The 8922-nt window shown below is 71.0% G+C and carries 9 protein-coding genes; 8 read left to right on the forward strand and 1 reads right to left on the reverse strand.

The genetic code is table 11. From position 1 onward, the window contains the following. From hisD to D180_RS14235, 8 genes are all read left to right on the forward strand, one after another. Positions 1–770 (forward strand): histidinol dehydrogenase (hisD, locus tag D180_RS14200; protein ID WP_017913322.1); only part of this gene is annotated, 770 nt, incomplete at its 5' end. Next, on the forward strand, positions 767–1867 hold the full coding sequence (gene hisC / locus D180_RS14205; protein WP_017913323.1) for a histidinol-phosphate transaminase: 1101 nt from the start codon (positions 767–769) through the stop codon (positions 1865–1867). The genes hisD and hisC, both read left to right, overlap by 4 nt. Next, on the forward strand, positions 1864–2937 hold the full coding sequence (gene hisB / locus D180_RS14210) for a bifunctional histidinol-phosphatase/imidazoleglycerol-phosphate dehydratase HisB (RefSeq protein WP_043091011.1): 1074 nt from the start codon (positions 1864–1866) through the stop codon (positions 2935–2937). Before hisC ends, hisB begins: the two co-directional genes overlap by 4 nt. 31 nt (positions 2938–2968) lie before the next feature. Then, positions 2969–3571: an imidazole glycerol phosphate synthase subunit HisH gene (hisH, locus tag D180_RS14215; RefSeq protein ID WP_017913325.1), complete on the forward strand. Its 603-nt coding sequence runs from the start codon at positions 2969–2971 to the stop codon at positions 3569–3571. Then, complete coding sequence (gene hisA / locus D180_RS14220) at positions 3568–4302, forward strand: 1-(5-phosphoribosyl)-5-[(5-phosphoribosylamino)methylideneamino]imidazole-4-carboxamide isomerase (protein ID WP_017913326.1); 735 nt, start codon at positions 3568–3570, stop codon at positions 4300–4302. Before hisH ends, hisA begins: the two co-directional genes overlap by 4 nt. Next, the gene (gene hisF / locus D180_RS14225; RefSeq protein WP_017913327.1) at positions 4296–5072 is read left to right on the forward strand and encodes an imidazole glycerol phosphate synthase subunit HisF; all 777 of its coding nucleotides are present in this window, start codon (positions 4296–4298) and stop codon (positions 5070–5072) included. Before hisA ends, hisF begins: the two co-directional genes overlap by 7 nt. Further along, the gene (gene hisIE, locus D180_RS14230; RefSeq protein WP_017913328.1) at positions 5062–5685 is read left to right on the forward strand and encodes a bifunctional phosphoribosyl-AMP cyclohydrolase/phosphoribosyl-ATP diphosphatase HisIE; all 624 of its coding nucleotides are present in this window, start codon (positions 5062–5064) and stop codon (positions 5683–5685) included. The genes hisF and hisIE overlap by 11 nt, the downstream gene beginning before the upstream one ends. 77 nt (positions 5686–5762) lie before the next feature. Continuing rightward, complete coding sequence (locus D180_RS14235; protein WP_043091012.1) at positions 5763–7346, forward strand: calcineurin-like phosphoesterase family protein; 1584 nt, start codon at positions 5763–5765, stop codon at positions 7344–7346. Positions 7347–7904: 558 nt separating this feature from the next. On the opposite strand, the gene D180_RS14240 is transcribed toward D180_RS14235, so the two are convergent. Then, positions 7905–8918, reverse strand: a complete 1014-nt coding sequence (locus D180_RS14240) for a C13 family peptidase (RefSeq protein WP_232760504.1) — start codon at positions 8916–8918, stop codon at positions 7905–7907. Positions 8919–8922: the final 4 nt, after the last annotated feature.

Raw genomic sequence — 8922 nt, forward strand, 5'->3', positions numbered from 1 at the left:
TGTGCGGCGTCGACCGGGTGTTCAAGCTCGGCGGCGCCCAGGCGATCGCGGCGATGGGCTTCGGCACCGAAAGCGTGCCGTCCTGCGACAAGCTGTTCGGCCCGGGCAACAGCTATGTCACCGAGGCCAAGCAGCAAATCGCGCAGGCCGGCGCGGCGGCGATCGACATGCCGGCCGGGCCGTCCGAGGTGATGGTGATCGCCGACGCCGGCGCCGATGCGGCCTTCGTCGCCGCCGACCTGTTGTCGCAGGCCGAACACGGCCCCGACTCGCAGGTATTGCTGCTGTCCGACAGCGCCGCGCTGATCGAGGCGGTGGAGAACGAACTGGAGCGGCAGTTGGCGACGCTGCCGCGCGCGGCGATCGCCCGGCAGGCGCTGGCCGCGTCGCGGCTGATCCGCGTCGACACGCTGGATGACGCCTTCGCCATCAGCAACCGCTACGCCCCGGAACACCTGATCCTGGCGCTGCGCGCGCCGCGCGACTGGCTGGACCGCGTCGAGGCCGCCGGCTCGGTATTCCTCGGCGACTACACCCCTGAGGCGCTGGGCGACTACTGCAGCGGCACCAACCACGTGCTGCCGACCAGCGGCGCGGCGCGTGCCTACAGCGGCGTGAGCGTGGCCAGCTTCCAGAACTTCGTCAGCGTGCAGAGCGCCAGTGCCGCCGGCATCGCCGCGATCGGCGGTTGCGCGGTGTTGATGGCGCGCGCCGAAGGCCTGGACGCGCACGCCAACGCGGTGGCGCTGCGCATGGAGAAGGCGGCATGAGCCAGACTCCAGACGCACGCGCCGTGCTGGCGTTGGTCCGCCCGGACCTGCGCGAGTTCGCCGGCTACTCGTCCGCGCGCAGCAGTGCGCTGCAGGGCGAGATCTGGCTCAATGCCAACGAATCGGCCTGGGCCAACGCCGCCGACGGTGACGCCGGCAATCGCCGCTATCCCGACCCCCAGCCGTCGGCGCTGCGCGCCGCACTGGCGCAGCTGTACGCCTGCGCCCCGGACCAACTGCTGCTCGGCCGTGGCAGCGACGAGGCCATCGACCTGCTGCTGCGCGCCCTGTGCGAGCCGGGTCGCGACGCCATCGTCATCACCCCGCCGGTGTTCGGCATGTACGCGGTGTGCGCGCGGCTGCAGAACGCGCGCGTGGTCGAGGTGCCGCTGCGCGATACCGACGAGGGCCTGCTGACCGACGTGGACGCGGTGGTGGACGCCGCATTGAGCCAGATGGCCAAGCTGGTATTCCTGTGTTCGCCGGGCAACCCCGGCGGTGCGGCGATCGCCCTGGCCGACATCGATCGCGCCGCCGAGCGTCTGCAAGGACGTGCGGTGCTGGTGGTGGACGAAGCCTATGGCGAGTTTTCCGACGAAGCCTCGGCCACCAGCTTGCTTGCGCGCCATGCCAACCTGGCGGTGCTGCGCACGCTGTCCAAGGCGCACGCGCTGGCGGCGGCGCGGATCGGCTGCGTGATCGCCGATCCAGCGCTGATCGCGGTGCTGCGCCGCTGCCAGGCGCCGTATCCGATTCCGGCGCCATGCACGCAGCTGGCGCTGGCCGCGCTGCAGCCCGAACCGCTGCGGCAGACCGCGGCGCGGGTGCAGGAGGTGCGGACCGAGCGCACGCGCATGCAGACGGCGCTGGCGGCACTGCCCGGCGTGCGCCAGGTGTATCCGTCGCAGGGCAATTTCCTGCTGCTGCGCTTCGATGACGCCGAGGGCGCGTTCCAGGCGCTGCTGGCGGCCGGGGTGGTGGTGCGCGACCAGCGCGCCGCGCCGGGCCTGGGCGATGCGCTGCGCATCACCCTGGGCACGCCGGCGCAGAACCAGCGCGTGCTCGGCGCCTTGCAGGCATGGAGGGCCGCGGCATGACCCCGATCCTGTTCGTGGACCGCGACGGCACCCTGATCGAGGAGCCGGCCGATTTCCAGATCGACGCCTACGAGAAGCTGCGCTTCGTGCAGGGCGTGATCCCGGCGATGCTCAAGCTGCGCGACGCCGGCTACCAGTTCGTTATCGTCACCAACCAGGACGGCCTCGGCAGCGAGGCCTACCCGCAGGCCGCCTTCGACGGCCCCAACGACCTGATGCTGCAGATCTTCGCCAGCCAGGGCATCGTGTTCCGCGAGGTGCTGGTCGACCGCAGCTGGCCGGCCGACAATGCGCCCACGCGCAAGCCCGGCATCGGCCTGATGCTGCCGTACCTGCAGGACCGCAGCATCGACTGGGCGCGCTCGGCGATGGTCGGCGACCGCATCACCGACATCCAGTTCGCCGAGAACCTGCGCATCCGCGGCTTCCAGTTGCGTACCGCCCAGTTCGGCGGCGAGTGGGACTGGGCCGGCATCGCCCACGAACTGGCCGATGCGCCGCGGCGTGCGCGGGTGCAGCGCGACACCAAGGAAACCCGCATCGCGGTGGACCTGGACCTGGACCTGGCGCGCGACCCGCACTGCGCCACCGGTCTGCCGTTCTTCGACCACATGCTCGAGCAGATCGGCAAGCACGGCGGTTTCGCTCTGGACGTGCGTGCCGACGGCGACCTGCACATCGACGAACACCACACCATCGAGGACACCGGCCTGGCCTTGGGCCAGGCGTTGCGTCAGGCGCTGGGCGACAAGCGCGGCATCGGCCGCTACGGCTTCACCCTGCCGATGGACGAGACCCTGGCCAGCGCCGCGCTGGACTTCAGCGGGCGCCCGTACTTCGTGTTCGAAGGCGAGTTCAAGCGCGAGCGGGTCGGCGACATGCCCACCGAACTGGTACCGCACTTCTTCCGCTCGCTGTGCGATGCGGCCGGGCTGAACCTGCACCTGAGCGTGCGCGGCGACAACGACCACCACAAGGTCGAGGCCTGCTTCAAGGCGCTGGCCCGCGCCTTGCGCCAGGCGCTGAAGCGCGAGGGTGCGGCGCTGCCCTCGACCAAGGGCGTGCTGTGAATCGGCGCATCGTGGACACGCGGAGGGTGCGATGAGCACGGTGGCGTTGATCGACGCCGGCGGCGCCAACCTCGGTTCGGTGCGCTATGCGCTGCAGCGGCTCGGCGTGGAGCCGCGGCTGGTGCGCGACGCGGCCGGTCTGCAGGGCGCGGAGCGAGTGATCCTGCCGGGCGTGGGAGCGGCACCGCATGCGATGGCGCGGCTGCGCGAGCAGGGCCTGCTCGAGCCGCTGCGCGCGCTACAGGTGCCGCTGATCGGCATCTGCCTGGGCATGCAGTTGCTGTTCGAGCATTCCGAGGAGGGCGATGTCGATTGCCTGGGCCTGCTGACCGGCGTGGTCCGGCGCATGCCGCCGGCGCTGGGCATCCGCGTGCCGCACATGGGCTGGAACCGGCTGTTGCCGCTGCGCCCGTCGTCGTTGCTGGCGGGCGTGCCGGACGGTGCCAGCGCCTATTTCGTGCACGGCTATGCCGCACCGGTCACAGGCGACACTGTCGCCGCCTGCGATCATGGCGGTCTGTTCACCGCGGTGGTGCAGCATGGTCGCCGCTGCGGCGCGCAATTCCATCCCGAGCGCTCCGCCGACACCGGCGCGCGCATCCTGCGCAACTTCCTCGAGACCGATTTCCCATGAGCTTCGTCGTCTATCCCGCCCTGGACATCCGCGACGGCCGCGTGGTGCGGTTGGCGCAGGGCGACTACGCCCGCGAGACCCACTACGGCGACGATCCGCTGCGCCGCGCCCAGGCCTTCGCCGAAGCCGGTGCGCAGTGGATGCACCTGGTCGACCTGGATGCGGCCCGCGCCGGCGGCTATACCCTGGCACCGCTGCTGCAGCGGATCCGCAACGAGACCGGGCTGCAGGTGCAGACCGGCGGCGGCGTGCGCTCGCGCGCCGACGTGCAGCGCCTGCTCGATGCCGGCGCCAGCCGCGTGGTGATCGGCTCGCTGGCGGTACGCGACCGCGAGTCGGTGCTGGAGTGGCTGGCCGAATTCGGTCCCGAGCGCATCACCGTGGCGCTGGACAGCCGCCAGGACGCGCACGGCGTCTGGCGCCTACCGGTGCACGGCTGGACCGAGACCTCGTCGCTGAGCCTGGACGCGCTGGCCGGCGAGTACGCCGCGGCCGGCCTGATCCACCTGCTGTGCACCGACATCGCCCGCGACGGCATGCTGTCCGGGCCGAATCTAGCCTTGTACGCGCACCTGCGGCAGCTCGCGCCGGCGTTGGCGGTGCAGGCCTCCGGCGGCATCCGCAACGCTGCCGACGTGCGCGGCGCGCGCGAGGCCGGCTGCGCCGGTGCTGTGCTCGGCAAGGCCTTGCTGGAAGGGCGGCTGCGCCTGGACGAGGCGCTGGCATGCTGAGCCGGCGCATCATCCCGTGCCTGGACGTGCGCGAGGGGCGCGTGGTCAAGGGCGTCAAGTTCCGCGACCACGTGGACATGGGCGATATCGCCGAGCTGGCGCTGCGCTACCGCGACCAGGGCGCCGACGAACTGGTGTTCTACGACATCGGCGCCAGTCCGGAAGGGCGCTCGGTGGACTACGCCTGGGTCGAGAAGGTGGCGCGGTTGCTGGACATCCCGTTCTGCGTGGCCGGCGGCATCCGCGACGTCGCCACCGCGCGCGCGGTGCTTCACGCCGGCGCCGACAAGATCTCGATCAACTCGCCGGCACTGGAGCGGCCGGCGCTGATCGCCGAGCTGGCCGAGGCCTTCGGCGTGCAGTGCGTGGTGGTCGGCATCGATTCGATCCGCGAGGACGACGGCCAATGGCGCGTGCGCCGCTTCACCGGCGACCCGAGCAAGACCCAGGCGCTGCGCATGCGCACCCTGGACTGGGTGGTGGAGGCGCAGCGCCTGGGCGCCGGCGAGATCGTGCTCAACTGCATGGACAACGACGGCGTGCGCCGCGGCTACGACATCGCCCAACTGCGCGAGGTGCGCGCCCTGTGCAAGGTGCCGCTGGTGGCGTCCGGCGGCGCCGGCGAGATGCAGCACTTCGCCGACGTGTTCGAGCGTGCCGATGTCGACGGCGCGCTGGCCGCCAGCGTCTTCCACAGCGGCGCGATCCCCATTCCCGAACTCAAGCGCTTCCTGCGCCAACGACAGATCGAGGTGCGCGATGGCGCATGAACACTCCCACGACGCGGACGCCGCCGATGCGGCGCTGGACTGGGGCAAGGGCGACGGCCTGCTGCCGGTGGTGGTGCAGGATGCCGCGACCCTGCGCGTGCTGATGCTGGGCTATATGAACCAGGATGCGCTGTCGCAGACGCGCCGCAGCGGCCAGGTCACCTTCTACAGCCGCAGCAAGCAGCGCCTGTGGACCAAGGGCGAAAGCTCCGGCAACGTGCTGGACGTGGTGGCGATCGACACCGATTGCGACCGCGACACCCTGCTGGTGCTGGCGCATCCGCGCGGGCCGACCTGCCACCTCGGCCGCGACAGCTGCTTCCCGCAGGCGCCGGGCCAGTTCCTGGGCGCGCTCGACCGGCTGGTCGCGCAACGCGAGCGCGAACGGCCTGCGGGCAGCTACACCACGCAGCTGTTCGAGAAGGGCACGCGACGCATCGCGCAGAAAGTGGGCGAGGAGGGCGTGGAGACCGCACTGGCCGGCGTCGCCCAGGGCGACGAGGACCTGCTCGGCGAGTCCGCCGATCTGCTCTACCACCTGACCGTGCTGCTGCGCGCACGCGGCCTGGGCCTGGCCGACGCGGTGGCGGTACTGGAAGCGCGGCACCGCTGAGTCTGTCCGGCGCGGTCATCGCCGTGTCGATGTCGTTGGCTACAATCGGGGGCCCTCGGCTTCTCCGGATGTTCCGCATGCTGCGCACCGTCGTCCTTGCCTGCCTGTTGGCCGCCGCCGCTCCCGCCGTGGCGCAGACCGCGACGATCAGCGGCAGCGTCTACCAGGAACGCGATAACGCCCCGGGCCGCGGCCCGGGCGATACCGGCGTCGCCGGCGTGCAGGTGTCCGACGGTGTGCACATCGTCCGCACCGACGCGCAGGGCCGCTACCGCCTGCAGGTGGAGCCCGGCCGCACGGTGTTCGTGATCAAGCCCGACGGCTACAGCTTCGCCAGCGCCGGCAACGGCCTGCCGGACTACTGGCGGCACTACGCGCCCGCCGGCTCGCCCACGCTCAAGTATCCGGGCATCGCGCCCACCCGCGGCGCCACCGACCACTGGGACTTCGCGTTGCGCGCGCAGCCCAAGGCCGACAGCACCGAGGCGCTGGTGTTCGCCGATACCCAGACCGCATCGATGACCGATGTCGGCTACTACGCCCGCGACATCGTCGCGCCGTTGCGCGGCAAGACCCACGCGCGCATCGGCACCACCCTGGGCGACGTGGTCAGCGACGACCTGTCGCTGTATCCGGCGCTGAATGCGGAAACCGCCAAGCTCGGCGTGCCGTGGTTCCACGTGCCCGGCAACCACGACCTCAACTTCGACGCGACCGACGACGTCGATTCGCTGTCGAGCTGGCGTGCGGTCTACGGTCCCGACACCTACGCGGTGGAAGAGGGCGGCGCCAGCTTCGTGTTCCTGGACGACGTGGTCTACCAGCCGACCCAGCAGCCCAAGTATATCGGCGGCCTGCGCGCGGACCAGTTCGCGTTCCTGCAGGCCTACCTGGCCAGCGTGCCCAAGGAGCGGCTGGTGGTGCTGGGCCTGCACATCCCGCTGTTCGATGCGGCGCCCGGCAAGGAGACCTTCCGCCATGCCGATCGCGCGCGGCTGTTCGCGCTGCTGCAGGCGTTCCCGCATGTGCTGGTGCTCAGCGGCCATAGCCACACCCAGCGCCACTATTACCACGGTGCCGACGAGGGCTGGCACGGCGCGCAGCCGCTGCACGAATACAACGTCGGCGCGGCCTGCGGCGCGTTCTGGTCCGGGGTCAAGGATGCCGAGGGCATTCCCGCCGCGACCATGGCCGACGGCACCCCGAACGGCTATGCACTGCTGACCGTGCGCCGCGACGGCGGCTATGCGCTGGCCTACCACGCCGCGCGTGCCGCCGACGACACCCAGATCGGCCTGCATGCGCCGAAGGTATTGCGCCGCGGTGCCTATCCGGCCTGGGGCGTGTACGCGAACGTGTACATGGGCGAGGACGACACGCGCGTCGAGTACCGCGTGGACGACGGCGCCTGGAAGCCGATGCAGCGGGTCGAACAGCCGGACCCGACGCTGCTCGCCGAGAACGCGCGCGACGATGCCGCCGATGCGCTGCGCGGCTACGATCGGTCGCCGGAAGCGATTCCGTCGCAACACCTGTGGCGCGGCGCCTTGCCGACCGATCTGAGCGTGGGTGCGCACCGCATCGAGGTCCGTGCGTTGGACCGCTGGCGCGGCGAGCAGCACGCCAGCGGCAGCTATCGATTGCAGGACGCGAGCCCTTGATCAGATGCGGTGGTCGGTGACGGCCGGCAGATACGTGCGCAGCGATGCTGCGTGCCCGGTCACCGTCACTGTCGCGACAGAGCTTTAGTCGCCATGCGTCCCAGGCGTCGGGGCTGAAGCCCCTCCCACAGGGCGCCGATCAGCGCCTCGCAGCGTCGGGCCCACGTAGGAGCGGCTTCAGCCGCGACAAGCGCGGTAAGACGGTCGCGCCATCCACCGCCAACGGCAAGAGGCTCGCGCTCCACACGCGCCACACCGAACCCCAGAAACAAAAAAACCTCCACGAAGGAGGCCTACAAAACCAAATGATCCTGGCTGGCGAGCGAAGGCTGGCGGGCGGTCGGATCGGGGGCGCAGTTGGCTGGCGAAACGCGGGCTGGCTTGCTGCGGGAGGCATTCTAGCGAGCGCTCACACGTCGCGATCGAACGCGAATCACTCTCATCCTTTCGGCCTGCTACACGGGGTCGGGCTTACGCGGTCGAGGGCAGGAGCGGCCGGCAAACACGCGAGTGCGCGCGACGTCGCATACAGTCGACCCCGCGTCCTGCGCGGTTGCGTCACCGCGCCGGCGTGCGCTTCGTCGGCGGTGCGGGGTTCTGCGCGCGCGCCGCCGTGTCTGGCGCGGTCGCTGCGCCACGCTTGAGGCTCTGCTCGCCATCGTCCGCATCCGCCGCGTCGTCCGCATCGGGCTCCGGATACGGATACGGCGGTGCGGCGGCGTTCGGCAACTGCGCGCGCCAGTGCTGCAGCCAGCTGCCGATGCGCGCGCCCACGTACAGCTGCGGATACGACGGCGCCTCGCCTTCGGCCTGCTCGCGTGCGCTGATCTCGGCATTGGCCAGGCGATAGCTGTCGACCAGATCGGTGGTGCGCGCCAGCGCGTCGATCAACCAGGCGCGGCCGAAATAGGTGGCGCTGGCGGTGTTGCCGCAGCCGAACGAGGGCCGGTCGCGACGGGCGGCGGTGATGACCAGGGTGTCGGCGGTCTTCAGCGCCGGCACGAAGCCGCCGGAGTAGCAGGCGGAGATCACGATGATGCGGTTGCGGATGCCGGCGTCGTCGAGCAGGCGGCGCAGTTCCTGCGGGGTGATGGTGTCGTACTCGGCATCCTCGCCGGGGCCGAACTGCAGATACAGCTCGTGCTGCTCGGTGCCGTGGCTGGTCAGGAACAGCAGCAGCGCGTCCTCGCGCTTGTCCATCAGCTTGCCGATGCGGTCCAGCGTATCGGCCAGGTTGTCGTAGGAGGCCTGCGGCGCGTAGGCGTGCGCGCCGAGATTGTCGCCGTGGTTGATCAGGGTGGCGATGCGGCCAGCGGCGCCAAAGCGCTGCGTGAACATCTGCCGCAGGTACAGCACTTCGTTGCGGAACACGTCCTCGCTGGCGTCGCCGGCGAAGCCCACCACGTACAGGTCGGGGATGCCCGGGCGCTGCGCCTGCAGCGACCCCAGCGCCTGGCGCAGCTGCGCCTGGTCGACCGGATCCTGCGCCGCCTCGTCCTGCGCGGTGTCGGCCGCGCCGGCCGGCATGGCGCCGGCATCGGAATGGCAGGCGGGCAGCGCCAGCGCCAGCAGCGCG

It is taken from the genome of Xanthomonas sp. SHU 166, assembly GCF_000364685.1.
GTDB classification, from domain to species: domain Bacteria; phylum Pseudomonadota; class Gammaproteobacteria; order Xanthomonadales; family Xanthomonadaceae; genus Xanthomonas_A; species Xanthomonas_A sontii.